The organism is Rhizobium sp. N731, assembly GCF_001664145.1.
GTDB lineage: Bacteria > Pseudomonadota > Alphaproteobacteria > Rhizobiales > Rhizobiaceae > Rhizobium > Rhizobium esperanzae.
On record NZ_CP013601.1, the window covers coordinates 1,593,381 to 1,611,387 of the forward strand.

Sequence of the window (18,007 nt, forward strand, 5' to 3'; positions counted from 1 at the left end):
GCCGCGCTTCGCAAGTGGCGCATCGGCTGATTGCGAGCCGCTGCGATCGTCAAGCGTCCTGCAATTTTACACCGAACAGATCGTCATGCATGCGCTCGACGGCGATACCCATGCCTCCCATGAGAGCGGCGCGGTTGCCGAAGCGGCTGATCTCGATCCGCGGCGGGTAAGGGGTGCAACGCGGCAGAAAAGCGCGGATGGCGTTTACGAGCTCCGGCCTTGCACCGATACTGCCGCCGGTGATCACCAGTTCCGGGTCGAGAGTTGCTCCGATGGCGGCAATGGCGATCGCCACCAGTCTCGCTGTCTCTTCGATTGCGGCGATGGCGCTCGTTTCGCCTGCATTGAACGCAGCGAAGAGGTCGGCCACGCTAGAGGCGTTGCGCCCGCCGAAACCGGTGTAGCGCCGCAGCATGGCGACGCTGCCGACCGCGCTCTCGAAGGTTCCCAGTGTAAAACCGCCTGGATCAAAAGCATCGCCGCCGAGTGGAAGATAGGCAATTTCGCCGGCCGCGCCGCGGGCACCGCGCAACAGCGCGCCATTGGCGATAATGCCCATGCCGACGCCCGTCCCAAGCGCCACGAAAACAAAACTGCCGACCTCGACGCCGTGTCCCCGCCATCTCTCCCCTTGCGCGGCGAGGTTGACGTCATTTTCGATGATCACCGGTATGCCCATCTTGTCGCTGAACGCTTGCCGCAGATCCATTGCGTCCACGCCGGGAATGTTCGGCGCGACGTTGATATGTCCGGTAGCCGGATCGAGGACGCCGGGACTGCCAAGAACGACGAGACGCAGCTTGTCGGCAGTCGTCCCCGCCGCAAGCGCGAGTTGAGTGATCAGGTCGCTGAACTGGTTGACGAGATGCGGTCCGCCGCGTGGGTCGGTGGGCACTTTGGTTTCCGCAACGACGTTACCCAACAAATCGCAGATAGCCGCAGCGATCTTGGTACCTCCGAGATCGATGGAGACCGCCAGGCCCGCGCTTGCGTTGATTTCATAGATGATCGCATTCCGACCGGGACGACCATCGGTCTGCCCGACAGGTTTCAGCCACCCGTCATCCTCAAGATCGCGCACGACATCGGAAATCGTCTGTTTCGACAGGCCGGTCAGCTTGGCAATATCGGCGCGCGAGATCTTCCCCTTGGCTAACACGGTTCGGATCACCGTATTGGTCGAGATTTTTCGTGCGATGGGAGTCTGTACGATAGACGACGTCGTTGCCATCCGGCTAATCGTTCCAATTAGTTCGAGGTGTATCCCTAATGTAAGGTCGGTCCAGTTCTCAGCCGTCGCGAAATGATGGGTTTAGTCCTCAACCCTCATCTCCATAGCCCAGTTCAGTACACGGAAGCCGACAATTTGTCTACGTCCTTGACAAAGGAGGAGCCGCCTGTAGGCTGGGATCAACGCGTGATCAACGCGCGAATGAAACAGGGTCGAGGACAAGTATGCACCGTACATATTGTCTGGGTCGGCGCGCACGCGCCAAGATCGCCCAAAGAGGAACCGGCTCAGGCTGGTTCAGCTGTTTCTTCGTTTCGCATTCTGCGGGTTCCTCCACGCGGCTGTCGGGGACCTGTCTATGATAAAACCCTCGACCGACGGGCAGCTTTCAGCCGACGCCGGCGTCTTGCTGCCCATAATGGCGCCACGCCTTCAGGCGGATGTTCATCCGGAGGGATATGCCGATCTTGCCCTTTGGGGTGCCGGCAGCCTGGGGCGTGTGCGGTTTTCTCCGATCACCGGCCCCTATACCTACGCTCCGAACCGGCTCGTCTCGAAACAGGGCGGCGTTTTTGTCGCGCAGTCGCTGCCGGTGATGCTGATCAATGGAGTGAGCCTGCAGGGCGTCTATCCAGCGCGCCGTTGCGCCTGGTGGCACGAGCCGGATGGGCGAGACGCGAGGGCGAAGGTGTCCCGCAGCGGTCATCGGCAGATTTTCGAAATGGGCTGGGGCGTCCTTATCGCGGAAGGTCGAGATTCCGATCTGCGGATTGCCGGCGGCGCCTCGAGAGACGAAGCCGAGAGAGCCCTCGATCTCAGCAGCGAAGCCATTATCACCGAAGCCGCGGAATATGTGGCGCGTTGCGACATGATGCCTGACGCCGACCCGCTAATGCGCAGCATGGTCAGTCAGGGGATACATGCGGCCCTTTCCAGCATAAGGCGCGACGAAAATGGCGCCTTCGCCGGCCTTGCCGCCGGACAGGCCTATAGCGCTCCGGCGCGGACCTATTACCGCGACGGCTATTGGACGATGCAGCCGCTGTTGACGCTTGCTCCGGAGGCGGTGCGCGACGAGATCCGACTGCTCGCCAAGGGAATACAGCCCGACGGAGAGGCCCCGAGCGGCGTTATCCTGACGGGACCGGCGCAATCGGATGCCTGGCAGCGCTTCGTCGCCGACAGCAAAGCCAATCCCAAAACCCATAAAAGAGCAGTTCCGGAGTATCATAATCGTCCGCAGGATTGGTGGAGCGACCACTTCGACAGTCCGCTTTTCTTCATTCTTTTTCTCGATGACTATTTCGGCGTTACGAAAGACGCGGCCGAGGTGCAGCTTCATTGGCCGACAGTGAGGGCGATCATGGATCGCTATGTCAGCCTGGCCGGTCCCGACAGCGTTCTGCCGCTGAAACCGCGCAACGACCGAGATTGGGCCGACAATGTCTTTCGTGACGGCCTTGTTTCCTATGACCTCGGTCTCTTCGTCGGCGCGCTGGATGCTGTCGCGAGGCTGGGCGAAGGACACGATCCGACCCTTGCCGAACATGCGCGCAAGACCGCAATTCTTGCCCGCCGGGAAATCGAAGCCAGGCTCTTCGTGCCGGCAACGGGAGGATATCTCGACTATGGGACACCCGGCACTTTTGTCGAAGATCATCTGGCTCTCGACAGTCTGACCTTATCGCGATTTAGTGCTATTTCAGAGGAGAGGGCTGTCGGCCTCCTGAGAGCGTTTGAAACCAGGCTGGAAACGCGCAACAATCAGGAACAGCCCTATGGCAGGTGGGGTGTGATGTGCGCCTATCCACCATTCAAGCGGCAAAGCGATTTGCGATCCAAGACCGCCTTTCCTTACCGCTACCATAACGGCTCGGACTGGCCTTATTGGGACGGCGCCTATGCCGAAGAACGCCTTCGCCACGGACTTGGAGGCGCCCGCTACGCGCTGACCCGCTGGTGGGAAACCTGCCTCGACAATGGCTGGATCGGCGCGGTGGAATATTTCTCGCCGCCCTATGGACGCGGCTCCCTGCTTCAGGGCTGGAGCGCCATGCCGGCAGCCGTCGCTTTGAAATATGGGCTCGACGCTGCAAATTCGGAGCCGATGTCATGAGCGGTCTGGCGCCGGCGGTTTCAGCGGGATCCCTGATCGATCCGCATTGCAAAGGCGACGGCGCCATCGCGTTCGAGTTCGGAAAAGCCAAGGTGACGATAGAAGCCTTTGGCGCGTTCGTTTGTGGGGTCGACCCCGAGATGCACGGCCGTGACCCCATGATTTCGAAGCGCCTGCAGCTCGGTGTCGATCATCTTTCGTCCCCAGCCGCTTGCCTGAAGCCCGGGAAGGATGTTGATGTGCAGATGCGCCGGATACTGGTGCTGAAGCCAGGCCGTCCCGCTGCGCGGATTTTGGATTCGTTCCAAGACGTCGGCGTCGCGCGGACGGGTCGGCGCCAGTCCGGCGATCTCTCGGCGCACGAGCGGCCACCAGCTTGCCGCCAGGTCCTGATCGAACTGGCTGGTGTCGGGGGCGCCCACGACATAGCCGACCGGACGGTCATGCTGGACGAGAACAAAGGCAAAGTCTTTGGCGAACTTGAGATATGGCACCGACCAGATGTAACCGGGCAGACGCGGGTCACTATAGAGAGCGCTGGCATCGTGACCGCCATTCGCGGTTTTCAGGCAGATTTCAAAAAAGGCTTCGATATCCGCTTCAATCGCGGGACGGATGAAGCAACTGGTGTCCATCACTTTGCCACCTCCTGCGTGGCGCGTTGTCGTTTTGGGTCGCGAGAGGAGCTGATGCACTGACGATTACCTCAGATTCGCCGGTCAGGCAAAGCTCTGGGGGAAGAAAACGTTCGGCGGCGCCTGGCGCAAGGCTCGAACGGGGAGTGGAGAATAAACCAAGTGAGGTGGAGCAGATGAAAAGAAGCGTGAAATCGATCAACATACTGCCGGCATTTCAAATGAAAACGGCCGTCGCGCTTGCTGGTGCAGCGCTTATGAATTTTGGCCTTTCGGCAGCCGCCCGGGCTGACGATCTGGCTGTTTGGGATGACCAGACCTACGAAGGTCAGAGTGCGGTCATAGAGCAGCTGAACAAAGAGTTCGAAGCTGCGCATCCCGGCGTTACGATCAAGCGTACCGCCCGCACATTCGATGACATGAAGTTGACGCTGAAGCTTGCGGTTTCGGCAGGGAACGGCCCGGTCGTCACGAAAGTCAACCAGGGCGCCGGCGATATGGGCGCAATGGTCAAGGAAGGACTGCTCCTGCCGGTTGACGACTACATCAAGAAATACAGCTGGGACAAGCGCCAGTCCGATTCCGTGCTGGCGCGAGATCGATGGGATGGGCCAAAGTTCGGGGTCGGCAAGACCTACGGCATATCAGGCCTCGCCGAGATCGTCGGCCTCTATTACAACAAGAAGATCCTTGACGACGCCGGCATCGCACTGCCGCAGACTTTCGAGGAGCTTTTGGCCGATCTCGACAAGCTGAAGGAAAAAGGCGTGGCGCCCTTCATGATGGGCAGCGCAAAGCAGCATCTGGCCCTGCACATGATCGGCGCCATCGATCAAGCCCATATCGACGCGGGCAATCGCGCCGAACTTGACGATCTGATCTACGGCAGGGGCGGCTCCTGGAATACCAAAGGCAACATCGAATCCGCAAAACTGGTGCAGAAGTGGGCGCAAGGCGGCTATTTCTATCCCGGTTTCGAAGGCATTTCGGGTGACGACGCCGTTCAGCTTTTCATATCGGGGCAGGGCGCCTTCCTGATCTCGGGAACCTGGTATTTCGGTGATATGCAGCACAACCAGGATATCGGCTTCATGGCCATTCCTGCCCCAAAAGGCATTACCAAGCCGCTGAGCGTCGGAGGCGTGGATCTTGCCTGGGCAATAACAAGCCTTGCCAAAGACCAGAAAACGAAGGACCTCGCCGGTGAATATATCGACTACATGGTTTCGGAAAAAGCTGCCGAAGCCTGGGCCAATGCCAGCTATCTTCCGGCAACGTCGCTTGCGGCGGATGCGAAGCCAAAGCTCACGCCGCTGCTGAGCTCCGGCATCGAGATGTGGAAGACGCTCAACGCCAACGACGCTCTCGGCCACTATCCCGATTGGTCTAGCCCGACGATGCTGAAGACAATCGACGACAACACGCCGCTTCTCCTGTCCGGCAAGATCACGCCTGAAGCCTTTGTCGACGCTATGGACAAGGATTATCAGGCTTACCTGAAGGGCCAGAAATAAATGGCGCGGACGCAGGCCGCGACCGTCCGCGGCCTGCGTCTGGTCGACATCACCTTAAAAAACAGCGCTGCGATCTCAGGCTTGCTGCACGACGACGATAGCTTTGGCTTCATGGAGTACCGGAATGAAGCGCTCCCCACTTGATGGCTCCGAACATACCAACTGGATCTATCTATTCCCCGGATTGCTGCTTTACGCGGCCTTTGTCTTCGGGCCGATTGTCGCGGCTTTGGGGTTGAGCCTGACCAGTTGGGACGGCTTGACCGTGCCCAGGTGGGTTGGCCTCGGCAATTACGTCGATCTCTTTTCCGATGATCGTTTTTACATCGCCTTGCGCAACAATGCCGAGCTGATGATTTTTTACTGCGTCCTGCCGCTCGGGCTCGGCATAGGTCTTGCCGCCTGCGTCTGGAATCTGAAGCAACGCGAACAACTCGCTCTGCGGACGTTCCTGTTCCTGCCATATATCATGCCGACTGCCGTGTTGGGCATCATCTGGGCATGGCTCTACAATCCTGCATTCGGTCCGTTCAACCAGTTTCTGAGAGCAGTGGGCTTGGGCATGTTCGCACTCCCCTGGCTGGGAGATTTCAACTTCGTGCTTCCCGCGGTCGGGATCGTTGCCACCTGGTATTTCTTCGGTTTTTGCATGGTCATCTTCCTCACGGGAATTCAGCGCATCGACCCGTCGCTATTTGATGCTGCGAAGGTCGATGGCGCTTCGGCGCGAAAGACGTTTTTCTGGATAACGCTGCCGCTTCTCATGCCGGAAATCAGGGTGGTTTTGCTGCTGACGGTCATCGCGTCGATCAAGAGCTTCGACCTGATTTTCACAATGACCCGCGGCGGGCCCGCCAACGCCACGCTCGTACCGAATATCTACATGTACCAGCTCGGTTTCGAGCTCAACCGGTTCGGCGCGGCGGCGGCCATCGCCATTGTCGGCGCGGCCCTGACATTCATCATCAACTATGCAATTCACCGGTTTGTCGGCTCGCAGAACAAAGGGGTGGCGTGATGAGCCGTTCGTCCAATATCCCCACTACCACACTCCCTCTTCGCATTCTCCTCTGGCTTCTCGCATTCGTCACGATCACGCCATTCCTGCTTCTGCTTCTGACGTCAATAAAGAGCAAGGCCGACGTCCTGAAGGGTGCGTTCGCCTTGCCGGCATATCCGCACTTCGAAAATTACCTCGATGCCTGGAATGCCGGGCATTTCAACATCTACTTCTGGAATTCGATCATTGTCGTCATACCCGTTGTCGCCGCGAGCGTCTTTCTGGGCCTGCTGACGGGTTTCGCCTTCGCTTTTCTGTCTTTCCCGCTCAGGCGTATGCTGTTCGCCATCCTGACACTCGGCATGATGGTGCCGGCAGAGGCTTTCATCATCCCGCTTTATTATGAAATGCGGTATCTCGGGTGGATCAATACCTATGCCGCCGTGATCGTGCCGCAGATCGCGATGTCGATCCCATTCTCGACGATCTTCCTCGCCAGCGCGATGCAGCAATTGCCCGAAGAGATTCTCGAAGCGGCAGTCCTCGACGGCGCCGGGCGCTTCTATATCCTTCGCAAGATCGTCGTACCCCTGATGGTGCCGGCAATGTCGACACTGGCGTTGTTCCTGTTCATCTGGACCTGGAACGAGTTTCTGATTCCCTTCATTCTGGTGAACGACGATGCCTATCGGACGCTGCCCCTCGGCATGCTGTTTTTCCAGGGGCGCTACACCGTCAACACGCCGGTTCTGACCGCCGGGGCGGTGATCGTCATTGCCCCGCTCATCCTGACCTATCTCATTTTCCAGCGGCGGTTCATCGCCGGCTTGACGGCCGGGACGACGAAATAGGCAGCCGGCAAGGGCTTCAAGCCGCTCCGGCGAGATTTCGGCCGCGCCTGTGACGCGCTTCCAGCGCCGCGCAGCCCCAGACCGTGCCGAAGAGCAGATAGACATGCCGCCAGTGGTCGATGTCGATGACGTTGCCGATCGCCGCATGGCCGAGAACGGAGATCCAGGCAATCATCAGGAAGGGTTGCCACGGCCGGTCGTGAAGCAGGTTCCGGAAACCCAGGACGAGCGTCCAGAGGAGCATTCCGACATAGCTGACGAAGCCGAGCCAGCCATAGGAGGTGAGCGACTTCAGCCAGATATTATGCTCGTCCTCGGGAAACATGGTGCCGAACACGAGCGGACCGATGCCGAGCGGGCGCTCCATCATCATGGTGAAACCGATCCTGTGGCGCTCGAAGCGGCCGAGATGTTCGCCGTCATACTGCTGCACGAGCTGGGCGCGTGTCGAAAACAACTCTGCGACCTTCGGAATCCGCAGCGCCACGAGCAGCGATGCGACCAGCATGATGATCGCCGCCAGTGACAGGATCAGCACGCGCAAGCGGAAGGCGCCGCTGCGCTCCTTCAGCAGCATGATGAAAATCAGCAGCACCACGCCGAGCGCAAAGAGGCCCCAGGCAGCCCGGGAAAAGGAGAGGAAGATGCCGAGGGCAATCACGAGAAGGGCGGCTGCCTTCAATGGCGATTTCTTCAGGTCGCCGACCAGAATGCCGTGGATGAGATGGAGCGACGGCGGCACCAGGAAGGGGCCGAAGACGTTCGGATCCTGGAACGCGCCTTTGGCGCGGTCATAGAGAGTGAACACTTCCGAGCCGGGAAAGGCGTGGAAATAGCCGAGCACGCCAAGCGCCGACGTGACGACGGCAGCCAGGGTCCAGGCGTTGAAGATCAGCGGCAGCCGCTTATGGCTGTCCTCGATGATCGCCCCGTAGAATACCGCGGTCAGCGCCAGGAAGGTCGAGACGGCGATATACATCGGCGCCGTCGCAAGGTCATTCATCTGCGTCAGCGACAGCATGCCGCCGATATTGAAAGTGAGCAGCAGCGCAAGTAACGGCGCGACGATGCGCGAAATCCTGAGCCCCAGGATGAACCAGAGGCCGATCAGTCCCGCCATCCAGAGTTCATAGGGCGCCGGCTCATCGATGACGAAGCCGGAGAGGAAAACACCGAAAGCGACGAAGGCGGAACCGATCAGCCGCAGCGTTGCCCGCTGCGGCTGGGCGACACGCGAATATGTCGCCGCGATCGTGCTCAATAGGCGTTTTCCGTGTTGAACAGCCGGACCGGCGTCAGGAACAGGATTTTGAGATCGAACCAGAGCGACCAGTTCTCGATATAATAGAGGTCGTAGGCCGTGCGGAACTTGATCTTCTCGTCATTGTCCACTTCGCCGCGCCAGCCGTTGATCTGCGCCCAGCCGGTCACACCAGGCTTGACGCGGTGGCGGGCGAAATAACCTTCGACGACATCCGCAAAGGCGCGGTCGCGCGCTTGAGCGAGAACCGCATGCGGACGCGGACCGACCAGCGAGAGGTCTCCCCGCAGCACGTTGAAAAGCTGCGGCAGCTCGTCGATCGAGGTCTTGCGGATGAACCTTCCGACACGGGTGACGCGTGGATCGCCCTTGGTCACCGCGGCCTTGCCTGAGGGGTCGGCCATGTTGGTGTACATCGAGCGGAACTTGAAGACGTTGATGACTTCGTTGTTGAAGCCGTGACGCTTCTGCATGAAGAAGACAGGACCTTCCGAGGTCGCTTTGATGGCGATTGCGGTTGCGGCCATCAGCGGCCAGAGCAGCGCAAGCGCGACCAGAGTGAAAAAGATGTCGAAGCCGCGTTTGGCGACGGAATCCCAGTCGCGGATCGGCATCTTGAAAATGTCGAGCATCGGCACAGCGCCGACATGCGAATAGGCGCGTGGCCGGAAGCGCAGCCGGTTGGCGTGCGCCGCAAGCCGGATATCGACCGGCAGGACCCAGAGCTTCTTCAGGAGATCGAAGATGCGCGCCTCAGCCGAAAGCGGCAGGGCGATGATCAGCATGTCGATGCGCGTCAGCCGCACGAATTCGACGAGTTCCGCCACGGTGCCGAGCTTCGGGTAACCGGCGACCATGATCGGTGAGCGCTTCTCGCCGCGGTCGTCGAAGATGCCGCAGATGCGGATGTCGTTATCGGCCTGCTGTTCGAGGGTGCGGATCAGCTCCTTGGCCGGTTCGCCGCCGCCGACGATGACGGCGCGCCGCTCCATGATGCCGTTGCGCGCCCAGTTGCGGATGCCGTAGGCCACGAGGAAACGCTCGGTCGCAAGAAAAAGCGCGCCGGCGGCAAACCAGGGAACATAGGCATCGACCATCGCCCATGTGGTGCCACGAATGAGCGCGAACAGGCCGATGGTCAGCACAAGCGCGATCGTCCAGGAGGCGAGAATGCGGGGCATCAGCCGTAGCTTCGCCCGGAGTGCGGGAATGGTGTAGGTGTCGGCAAGCTGCAGGGCGATGACGGTCGCGGTTGAAGCGATCGCTGCCATGCCGGCCCGCACCAGCAGAGGATCGCTGCCGTCGCCCGGCCAGAAGTAGTGGACGATCAGGGCAATCGAAAACAGTGCCAAGAATTCCAGGAGCCGCAATTGGCCGATAATAATGGCAGGCGAACGAGTGCCGTCGCGGAACTGTTCGGCGATCTGCCGGGCATAGGCATTGATTTCAGTCGGCTCGGAGGCCTGCTCCCGACTTGCATTGCGTCGCGCCTCGATGTCGGAGACCTGCTTGCGCAGCGCTTCTACGTCAAACGGATCGCTTTTTTCCAGCTTGTTCATGGGGTTTTGTCGCTCGTTGTCAGCAAGCGAAATACCAGAAAGCCCCTAAGAAATATTTACGGGGTAACGAACACTGCTGGTTCGGCGGCAGGACCGACGAGCTCATGGTATAATTGCAGAACATCCCGCGCCATCACGGTCGAGGAAAACACGGCCTTTACTGCCTCATGCGACGGCATTGTTCTGGCGTGCCAGCCGGGCGTGCTGAGCGCTTCCGCCATCACGCGGGCGAGATCGTCTGAATTGCCGGGCTCTACAAGAGCCGGACTGTCCTTGCCGAGCACCTCGGGAATGCCGCCGACGCGGCTGGCGATGATCGTCTTGCCGGCCCCCAGCCCTTCGAGCACGATGTAGGGCATGGCTTCGGCGCGAGAGGGGACGACGAGATTTTGCGCCATGGCAAAGGCCTCGTGGATACGCATTGCCGGCAACATGCCGATCCGTTTGCCGAGGCCGCGTTCGATCATCATCTCGCGATAGCGGTCGCGGTCAGGTCCGTCGCCGATCATCAGCGCCGAAAGCGGCCGGCCGAGCAATCGCTCGGTCTTGGCGAAGGCATCGACAAACAGATCGGGACCCTTGAGGTCCCGAAGCATCCCGACATAGATGAAATGCACGGCATCCGACCGGGTGTGGATCGGCTCGAATTCACGCTCCCCGATGCCGTTATAGATCAGTTTCGTCTTCGTCCGCGGCTTGCCCACCTTGCGGACATAGGTGTCGCGCTCGTATTCGCAGATGAAGACTAGCGCATCGGTGAAATATTCCTGCAGGCGCTCCATCCTGAGGACGAACTGTCCTGTGAATGAGGAGCGCGAATAATGCAGGCTTCCGCCATGCGCGGTATAGAGGCGGGCTACGCGATACCTATTCACCCGCAGGGCTGAGCCGGCAAGTCGCGCGAGCACGCCGCCCTTGGCGCCGTGCCCGTGCAGCACATCCGGCCGCAAACTTTTAATCTTCTTGTACGTATCCCACATCGTCGCGATATCGGACGGGCTGACCGAGCGGCGGATCGGCACGCGCGTCAGGCCGAGAGACAGATATGGGCGGATATCATCGAACAAACTGTCCTCGTGCTCGCCGCCTGTCGAGCTGTCGCAGAGAATGCCGACGTGATGACCGGCCTTGCTGTGTTCCTCGACCAAGTCGCGGACATGGCGGAAAATCCCGCCGACCGGCGATCTGAAGCAGTGCAGAATGCGGAGCGGTCTCTCTCTTGCCATTGCTCAAAAGAGCCGTTCGCGAACGTAGATCGTGTCGCCGGCGATGATCGGGCCGGATATGTTGATGCGGCCGGTCAGCACCTGTCCGTTTATCTTGCGGGTGACATCGACCATGCTCTGGTTGGCGCGACTGGAGAAGCCGCCGGCAACCGCAATGGCGTTCTGCACGGTCATGCCCGGAACATAGGCATATTGGCCGGGCTGGCCGACTTCGCCCATGATGAAGATCGAGCGGTAGCGGTCGACGTCGATGGTAACATCGGGATCGCGAAGATAGCCCTGCTGCAGTTTCTGGGCGATCTGCCCTGAAAGTTGCTGCAGGGTTCGGCCGCGGGCAGGGACCTGACCGATGAGGGGGAAGGCGATATAACCGGCCTGATCGACAGTGTAGGTATTGGTCAGGCTCTGCTGGTCGAAAACGGTGATGCGCAGCCGGTCGCCGCTATCAAGCGTATAGGGCTGGATGGTCGCCTCGTTGAAGGCTTTCGGAGCCGGCTTATACGTCGTGCATCCGCCCAATGCAGCCGTCATGGCTGCAAGGCTCAGGGCCAAAACGATTTTGGGCGGGGCGACAGACATCCGCTGGTGCTCACAGAAAATGAACTTGGTGAGATCGTTATCGATCCGTTAGGGTTAATGCCCGGTAAAAGACGGCCGACAATTTCCGGCGTTCTTTGCTGATCCCGATCATTTCTTCGCAAGGTTACCATTAACCGTTGAGTTACCACGGTCGTTTACGCTTGCGGGACCTTTGTTGTGGAGTAAGAGCATGTCCGGCGTAGTGCGTGATCAGGATGTGGACATCGACCTCAGCCAGCTGGTTCGCGCCGTCTGGGCACGCCGGCTCAGGATTTTGACGATCACGCTCGCGGCGGCCGGCGTCGCCTTTGCCGGCGCCAAGATCATCTCGCCGCAATATCGCAGCGAAACACGCATCCTCATCGAACCCCGCGCGCCAGCCTTCGCCAGCACCCAGCAGGCGAACGAAGCCGGCGCCGGGCCGCTGATGGACGAGCTGAATATCGCCAGCCAAGTGCAACTCCTGCAATCGGCCGATCTCCTCAAGAAGGTGATCAACGACCTGAAGCTCTACAATCTGCCGGAATTCGACGATGCCGCCAACGGCTCGGCGATGACTAGCATCCTGGTGAAGCTGCATCTGAAGAAGAACCCGATGGAGAACCCGCCGGAAGAACGGGTGATCGACGCTTTCGTCGAGCGGCTGCAGGTCTATCAGGTGCCGGGTTCGCGCGTCATCGGCATCAATTTCACGTCGAAGGATCCGAAGCTCGCAGCCGCCATCCCGAACGCTATGGCGAATGTTTACCTTTCCACTCAGAGCGGCGCCAAGCTCGCATCCAATTCGGAAGCGACGCGCTGGCTTGAGCCGGAGATCGAGAACCTGCGGCAGAAGGTCAGCGAGGCCGAGAAGAGGGTTGCCGAATATCGCACCAACCACGGTCTGCTGCAAACGAACGGCACGACCACATTCCCCGCCCAGCAGCTTAATGACATCTCCGCAGAACTCACCCGCGTGCGGGGCGACAGGGCCAATGCCGAGGCGAGGGCGCAGGCGGTGCGCAATGCGTTGTCATCGGGCGAAGCCTCCGATACGCTGCCTGACATCATGTCTTCCCAGGCGATCCAGCGGCTGAAGGCGACGGAATCCGGCCTGCAGTCGCAAATATCAGATCTCCAGACCAGCCTTCTCAACAGTCATCCGAGGCTGAAGAGCCTGCGCGCCCAGCTCTCCGATATTCGCGGCCAAATCCGCCAGGAGACGCAGAAGATCCTGGCAAGCATCGAAAACGAGGCGAAGGTTGCCGATCTCCGCGCGAGCGAACTCGAGCGCCAGAAAGACGCGGTTCAGGCCAACAGCGCCCGTGCCGGCGAAGACGAGGTTGGCCTCAACGCGCTGGAGCGCGAGGCAAACGCCCAGCGCCAGCTGCTCGAAACCTATCTGGTACGCTATCGCGAGGCCGCCTCGCGCGCCGACAGCAATTCCAGCCCGGCGGACGCCCGTATCGTTTCCCGAGCCATCGAGCCAGTCGATCCCTATTTCCCGAAGGTGGTGCCGATCGTTGTCGTCGCCGCCGTCGCGACGCTGATCCTGAGCGCCATCGTCACCATGCTCGCCGAACTCTTCAGCGGCCGGGCGCTTCGTGCCGTCGATGCGTCCCGTGACACGGTCGAGGCTGAAACGGTCGCCGAAGACAAGAATGTGCCGCAGGCCGCCTCGGTCGTCGCTGCCGTCAGAAGGCCCGTCCAGGCGAGCATGCTCGCCGTTGTCACGGAGGATGACGGAAAGGACGTGATCGAAGAAACGGTGGCTGCCGAAGAGACGCCGGAGGACGACAATGAATTTTCCATTGCCTCCGTTGCGGACTACCTCACGGGCAGCCGCGCGCCGCTGGCAATCGCCATATCTCCAACTGGCGACAATGGCTCGGCGGCGACGGTTGCGTTGGCGCGCATGCTCGCCGATGCCGGCCGCCGCGTCATTCTGATTGATATGACCGGCTCCGGCTATCCCACAGAACTGATGGCCGAGAACCAGGTCGCGGCTGGCATCACCGATCTGCTGTGCGGCGAGGCCGCCTTCGGCGACACGATCCATAGCGATCGTCTTTCCGATGCTCATCTGATCCCGCAGGGTCAGAGCGACGTGCGCCGCGCCATGCGCGGTGTCGACCGGCTGTCGCTGCTGCTCGATGCGCTCGCCGCCGCTTATGACCTCGTGGTGGTCGAATGCGGTGCGGCCGATGTTGCCGGCGTCGCGCGACTGACGCGCAGCCGGGATGTCGAGATCGTCCTTTCCCTTCCGGAGATGGAGGAGACCATCTTTGTGACCTTGATGACGGAATTCCAGGCTGCGGGCTATGAGCGCGTCGTGCTGATGTCGGGCGGCGAAGGGGCCGAGCAGACGCTCGGCCAAGCCGCTTGAAGCATGTCGCGCAAAAGTGTGCAGCGGTTTTGCGAAGAACGACATGCGCAAGACAAAGAACGCTCAGCCGATCCGTGCGCGGATGTTCTGGGCAAATTTATAGAGCTTCGGGCGCGCCTTGATATGCGCCTTGCCCCGGGTAACGATCCGGTGTGCCGCGCCGGCGGCAAGGCCAAATGGCGAAACCGGCAGCACCACGTCGTAATGAGCGGTCTCGACCGGCGCCCAGGATCGTTTGTAGGTCTGATCGCCAAGGCCAAAATCGAATAGCGCGACGCCGCTGCCATGCAGTCCCGAAATGATTTGCCAATAGAGGAATTCGCCGGGGCTCGTATCGGGCACAAGATCTTCATCGATCGCCCCGAACTGGCAGATGACGTGATCGCCCTTGCGCGAAATGCCCGAGATGGCAGCGATCCGGTTCTTGTTCTCCCCCTTCAGCCGCAGCGCATGCATCTGCAGGCCGAAATACTGTCTTGCATCATCCCGCTTGTCGATGAGGCCGTGCAGGAAGGTCTGCGTTTCCCCATCGGCGAAGACGTCGGGCAGGCCAAGGCTCGCGAAGCGGATACTCTTCAGGTGGAAGAAGATATCGAGCAGGCGGTGCTGTTCTTCCGATGTTTCCGGGATGACATATTCGACGCCGCCTGCCTCCTCCAGGCGCCTTGATTGAACGCGGAATTTCTTACGCCGGCTCTTGGTGTTGAGCTGCTTCAGCGTCTCCTCGAAATTGGAGAGGAACGGCAATTGATAGGCGTGGTTCTGGTTCTGCACCGTCGGCAGTCCGGTGAGCGGGGTCGGCCGCCCGCGCCATTCCAGCGGAAGGTTTTGCAGCAGCAGCAGATCGGCATGGCCCTTCAAGGCCTGCCGAAGCTGCCCCGCGAACTTCTCCGCGTCGATGCTGCCGCCGCTTTCGGCAAAATTGCCGGAAAACAGGCCTGTGTTGATATTGCTGTGATCGGCAGCGATGAACTTGGCGACGGCCAATCCCCGGGATCTGACGATCTCGATCGGCAGAATGAAGGCCGTCTCCCCGGCATAGGCGCCTTTGAGGATCGCCAGCGGCCGCCGAAAGGCGTTGACCCAGGCGGCGCACCAATCATAGCTCTGATGAAGCGAGTGGAGGTCGTCAGTCTCCAGAGCCCGCCAATCATCCTCCAGCGGCTGCATCGCGTCGAATACCGAGATGTCAATTTTTGCCATGGCAAGTTTCATGCTCACCTGGCGTAGGCGTGAAATCGCCACATCGGCCAGCGCGTCATCGCCTGACGGCTGTTCATCAACATTGAGCTTTTGCGTCTGCACGGGAACTCTCCGGTCAAAATGCTGAACGGGAAGGTAGGTGTGCGGGACGTATATTTGGTTTAAGCGCCGCTCCTCAGCGAGGTTTTCCGCCGATCACGGTTATTCGGCCGTTAATGGCCTATTGCTGCCGCGGTCCGGCCATCCACTTGATGATCACCATTGCCGGCAATACCCAAAGCAGGCCGGTCAGCAGGAAGTAGAGCAGGTGCCCCCACCAGGGAGCGTTGCCGAGCGTCGCCACCGCGATCGTGTTCGCCACCAGCGCATAGACGAGCACAAGCACGATGATAAGGATCGTGCCGATGAATTTGCGGAGACGGACGGGCATTGTTTATCTCTTGTCTGAGGTAGCGCGGAGCGGCGCGACGGCATGCCGCAAAGCTTCGGGGCTTGTTTTGCATGAGCCGGTGGGGCAAATCAACTGCCGGATAGAAGGAGACATCATGGCCGTCGCGAACCCCACCATGGAACAGGCGATCCTGAGCGAAGTGCGCAAGCAGAACCGCAACCGCCGCGCCTTGCGGCTATGGCTCGGAGTCGTGCTTTTGGCGCTCTTCTGTCTTGTGCTCGTCGGAGGGGCAACGCGGCTGACCAATTCCGGCCTGTCGATCACCGAGTGGAAGCCGATCCATGGCGTCATCCCGCCGCTGTCGGCCGCGGAATGGGAAGAGGAGTTCCGCCTCTACCAGCGCATTCCCGAATTTCAGCAATTGAACAGTTCCATGACCGTCGACGAGTTCAAGGGTATCTTCTGGTGGGAATGGGCGCACCGGCTGATCGCCCGCGGCATCGGCGTGATCTTCGCGCTGCCGCTCCTTTTTTTCTGGCTGACGGGGCGGATCGAGAAACGCCTGCGATGGCCGCTTGTCGGCATCCTGGCGCTCGGCGGCCTGCAGGGTTTCATCGGCTGGTGGATGGTATCGTCAGGGCTGTCGGCCCGCACCGACGTCAGTCAGTACCGGCTGGCAACGCATCTCGTCATGGCCTGCCTGATCTTTGCCGGCTGCATGTGGATCATGCGCGGGCTGTCGCCGCACTCCAACGATCCGGCGCCGGCACGCAGCTCGCGCGGATTCGCTGCCGCCATCGCTGTTTTCGCGCTGTTCCAGATCTATCTCGGTGCCCTGGTGGCGGGACTCGATGCCGGTTTTTCCTATAATACCTGGCCACTGATGGATGGCGCCGTCATCCCCTCAGATCTGCTCATTCAGCAACCCTTCTGGATCAATGCCTTCGAGAACCCGAAGACAGTGCAGTTCATCCACCGCATCGGCGCATATACGCTCTTCGTGCTGACCTTGATCAACATGGTGATCGCCCTTCGCGCCGCACCCTGGACCACCCATGCCCGCCGCGCCGTCCTGCTTTTCGCGCTGGTGACCGTTCAGGCGGCGATCGGCATTGCCACGCTGCTGATGCAGGTGCCGCTTCACTGGGGGCTGCTGCATCAGGCCGGCGCGCTTGTTGTATTCGGTTTCGCCATCGCCAACTGGCGTGGCTTTCACGGTGAATACCCGCACGAGACGATGATCACAGAACGTGATTGAAAGCGGGAGGCCTTCATTCGTTCTAACGCAGCACGCCGTCGAGCAGCGGCATGCCGATGATGGCAGCCGCCGCGATCAGCACATAGCAGGCGATCCGGAAGGTCCGTTCCTCGGCAAGCCCGAACAATTTCGAGCCGCCATAGAGACCCAGCGCATAACTCGGCAGGACGACGACGGTGAGCGCGAAGACGGCGGGCGCGAACAGTCCGCCGATATAATAGCTGATGGCGCTGAACACCGACGAGATCGAGAAATACAGCACGACATTCGCTCTGACACGCGCGAAGTCGGTCTTGCCGCCGAGCCAATAGGCGACGACAGGCGGCCCGCCGAGCTGCGCGGCGCCGCTGAAAAGTCCGGCGATCAGGCCGACGCCGCTGCTGAGCGGCGCTGACGGCGCGCCGTGGTAGCGCCATCCCGATACGAGAAGCGCGAGCAGAGAGATGGCGATGATCGTGATGCTCCAGCGCAGCAGCGTCGGGTCGAGCAGCGCCAGTAGCGCCGTGCCGGCCGGGACGCCGAGTGCCGCACCGGCGGCCATGATGAAGACTTCGGACCGGTTGGCGTCGCGCCAGGCGGGTGGGATCATCCCCAGCGTGGCGATGCCGTCGATGACGAGCAGGATCGGCGAGACCAGCTTCGGCCCGACGATGGCGCCGCCGAGCGGGACGAAGATCAACGCTGCGCCGAAACCGGAAAAGCCGCGGGCTAGCCCGGCGATAAAGGCAAAAGCCATCAGCGCATAGATGCCGTGATCGGGCAGGGCGGCGGCAAACCAGGCCTGCCCGTCGGAGACAAGCGCATCCAGCGTCATGGCG

15 protein-coding genes are annotated in these 18,007 nt (G+C 60.6%); 6 read left to right on the plus strand and 9 right to left on the minus strand.

From position 1 onward, the window contains the following. Positions 1-49 precede the first annotated feature (49 nt). Positions 50-1,231, minus strand: coding sequence for an ROK family transcriptional regulator (locus AMK02_RS07870; RefSeq protein ID WP_064801733.1), 1,182 nt, complete (start codon positions 1,229-1,231; stop codon positions 50-52). A gap of 358 nt (positions 1,232-1,589) precedes the next feature. Between AMK02_RS07870 and AMK02_RS07875 the strand changes: the two genes are divergently transcribed. Next, complete coding sequence (locus AMK02_RS07875; protein WP_064801735.1) at positions 1,590-3,347, plus strand: hypothetical protein; 1,758 nt, start codon at positions 1,590-1,592, stop codon at positions 3,345-3,347. A 20-nt stretch (positions 3,348-3,367) separates the two neighbouring features. Here AMK02_RS07875 and AMK02_RS07880 read toward each other — a convergent pair whose 3' ends face one another. Next, positions 3,368-3,982, minus strand: a complete 615-nt coding sequence (locus AMK02_RS07880) for a GNAT family N-acetyltransferase (protein ID WP_064801737.1) — start codon at positions 3,980-3,982, stop codon at positions 3,368-3,370. Between the two features lie 176 nt (positions 3,983-4,158). Here AMK02_RS07880 and AMK02_RS07885 point away from each other — a divergent pair, with 176 nt between their 5' ends. From AMK02_RS07885 to AMK02_RS07895, 3 genes are all read left to right on the plus strand, one after another. Beyond that, positions 4,159-5,496 carry an extracellular solute-binding protein gene (locus AMK02_RS07885; RefSeq protein ID WP_064801739.1) on the plus strand — a complete coding sequence of 446 codons (1,338 nt, stop codon included), beginning with the start codon at positions 4,159-4,161 and terminating at the stop codon, positions 5,494-5,496. 124 nt (positions 5,497-5,620) lie between these two features. Then, positions 5,621-6,514: a carbohydrate ABC transporter permease gene (locus AMK02_RS07890; protein ID WP_064801741.1), complete on the plus strand. Its 894-nt coding sequence runs from the start codon at positions 5,621-5,623 to the stop codon at positions 6,512-6,514. Beyond that, the gene (locus AMK02_RS07895; RefSeq protein WP_064801750.1) at positions 6,514-7,347 is read left to right on the plus strand and encodes a carbohydrate ABC transporter permease; all 834 of its coding nucleotides are present in this window, start codon (positions 6,514-6,516) and stop codon (positions 7,345-7,347) included. The genes AMK02_RS07890 and AMK02_RS07895 overlap by 1 nt, the downstream gene beginning before the upstream one ends. A gap of 16 nt (positions 7,348-7,363) precedes the next feature. Here AMK02_RS07895 and AMK02_RS07900 read toward each other — a convergent pair whose 3' ends face one another. Genes AMK02_RS07900 through AMK02_RS07915 form a run of 4 tightly spaced genes read right to left on the minus strand, consistent with a single transcriptional unit; the run spans position 7,364 to position 11,972 of the window. Further along, complete coding sequence (locus AMK02_RS07900; protein WP_064801752.1) at positions 7,364-8,608, minus strand: O-antigen ligase family protein; 1,245 nt, start codon at positions 8,606-8,608, stop codon at positions 7,364-7,366. Beyond that, positions 8,605-10,167 carry an undecaprenyl-phosphate glucose phosphotransferase gene (locus AMK02_RS07905; RefSeq protein WP_064801753.1) on the minus strand — a complete coding sequence of 521 codons (1,563 nt, stop codon included), beginning with the start codon at positions 10,165-10,167 and terminating at the stop codon, positions 8,605-8,607. The genes AMK02_RS07900 and AMK02_RS07905 overlap by 4 nt, the downstream gene beginning before the upstream one ends. 56 nt (positions 10,168-10,223) lie before the next feature. Next, complete coding sequence (locus AMK02_RS07910) at positions 10,224-11,393, minus strand: glycosyltransferase family 4 protein (protein ID WP_064801755.1); 1,170 nt, start codon at positions 11,391-11,393, stop codon at positions 10,224-10,226. Between the two features lie 3 nt (positions 11,394-11,396). Then, a complete protein-coding gene (locus AMK02_RS07915; RefSeq protein WP_064801757.1) occupies positions 11,397-11,972 on the minus strand; it encodes a polysaccharide biosynthesis/export family protein in 576 nt (191 codons plus the stop codon). Positions 11,973-12,162: 190 nt separating this feature from the next. Between AMK02_RS07915 and AMK02_RS07920 the strand changes: the two genes are divergently transcribed. Next, positions 12,163-14,337, plus strand: coding sequence for a GumC family protein (locus tag AMK02_RS07920; protein ID WP_064801759.1), 2,175 nt, complete (start codon positions 12,163-12,165; stop codon positions 14,335-14,337). A gap of 63 nt (positions 14,338-14,400) precedes the next feature. On the opposite strand, the gene AMK02_RS07925 is transcribed toward AMK02_RS07920, so the two are convergent. Both AMK02_RS07925 and AMK02_RS07930 read right to left on the minus strand, forming a co-directional pair. After that, on the minus strand, positions 14,401-15,642 hold the full coding sequence (locus tag AMK02_RS07925) for a GNAT family N-acetyltransferase (RefSeq protein ID WP_064801761.1): 1,242 nt from the start codon (positions 15,640-15,642) through the stop codon (positions 14,401-14,403). A gap of 118 nt (positions 15,643-15,760) precedes the next feature. Further along, positions 15,761-15,970 carry a DUF2842 domain-containing protein gene (locus tag AMK02_RS07930; RefSeq protein WP_003573983.1) on the minus strand — a complete coding sequence of 70 codons (210 nt, stop codon included), beginning with the start codon at positions 15,968-15,970 and terminating at the stop codon, positions 15,761-15,763. A 115-nt stretch (positions 15,971-16,085) separates the two neighbouring features. On the opposite strand from AMK02_RS07930, the gene AMK02_RS07935 reads away from it, so the two are divergent. Beyond that, positions 16,086-17,189, plus strand: coding sequence for a COX15/CtaA family protein (locus tag AMK02_RS07935; protein WP_064801763.1), 1,104 nt, complete (start codon positions 16,086-16,088; stop codon positions 17,187-17,189). Between the two features lie 22 nt (positions 17,190-17,211). On the opposite strand, the gene AMK02_RS07940 is transcribed toward AMK02_RS07935, so the two are convergent. After that, complete coding sequence (locus tag AMK02_RS07940; protein ID WP_064801765.1) at positions 17,212-18,003, minus strand: sulfite exporter TauE/SafE family protein; 792 nt, start codon at positions 18,001-18,003, stop codon at positions 17,212-17,214. Between the last annotated feature and the right edge of the window lie 4 nt (positions 18,004-18,007).

Excerpts from the sequence above, each read along its gene's own strand:
- AMK02_RS07870 (WP_064801733.1), bottom strand. The coding sequence starts at position 1,231 with ATGGCAACGACGTCGTCTATCGTACAGACTCCCATCGCACGAAAAATC.
- AMK02_RS07875 (WP_064801735.1), top strand. The coding sequence starts at position 1,590 with ATGATAAAACCCTCGACCGACGGGCAGCTTTCAGCCGACGCCGGCGTC.
- AMK02_RS07880 (WP_064801737.1), bottom strand. The coding sequence starts at position 3,982 with ATGGACACCAGTTGCTTCATCCGTCCCGCGATTGAAGCGGATATCGAA.
- AMK02_RS07885 (WP_064801739.1), top strand. The coding sequence starts at position 4,159 with ATGAAAAGAAGCGTGAAATCGATCAACATACTGCCGGCATTTCAAATG.
- AMK02_RS07890 (WP_064801741.1), top strand. The coding sequence starts at position 5,621 with ATGAAGCGCTCCCCACTTGATGGCTCCGAACATACCAACTGGATCTAT.
- AMK02_RS07895 (WP_064801750.1), top strand. The coding sequence starts at position 6,514 with ATGAGCCGTTCGTCCAATATCCCCACTACCACACTCCCTCTTCGCATT.
- AMK02_RS07905 (WP_064801753.1), bottom strand. The coding sequence starts at position 10,167 with ATGAACAAGCTGGAAAAAAGCGATCCGTTTGACGTAGAAGCGCTGCGC.
- AMK02_RS07910 (WP_064801755.1), bottom strand. The coding sequence starts at position 11,393 with ATGGCAAGAGAGAGACCGCTCCGCATTCTGCACTGCTTCAGATCGCCG.
- AMK02_RS07915 (WP_064801757.1), bottom strand. The coding sequence starts at position 11,972 with ATGTCTGTCGCCCCGCCCAAAATCGTTTTGGCCCTGAGCCTTGCAGCC.
- AMK02_RS07920 (WP_064801759.1), top strand. The coding sequence starts at position 12,163 with ATGTCCGGCGTAGTGCGTGATCAGGATGTGGACATCGACCTCAGCCAG.
- AMK02_RS07930 (WP_003573983.1), bottom strand. The coding sequence starts at position 15,970 with ATGCCCGTCCGTCTCCGCAAATTCATCGGCACGATCCTTATCATCGTG.
- AMK02_RS07935 (WP_064801763.1), top strand. The coding sequence starts at position 16,086 with ATGGCCGTCGCGAACCCCACCATGGAACAGGCGATCCTGAGCGAAGTG.
- AMK02_RS07940 (WP_064801765.1), bottom strand. The coding sequence starts at position 18,003 with ATGACGCTGGATGCGCTTGTCTCCGACGGGCAGGCCTGGTTTGCCGCC.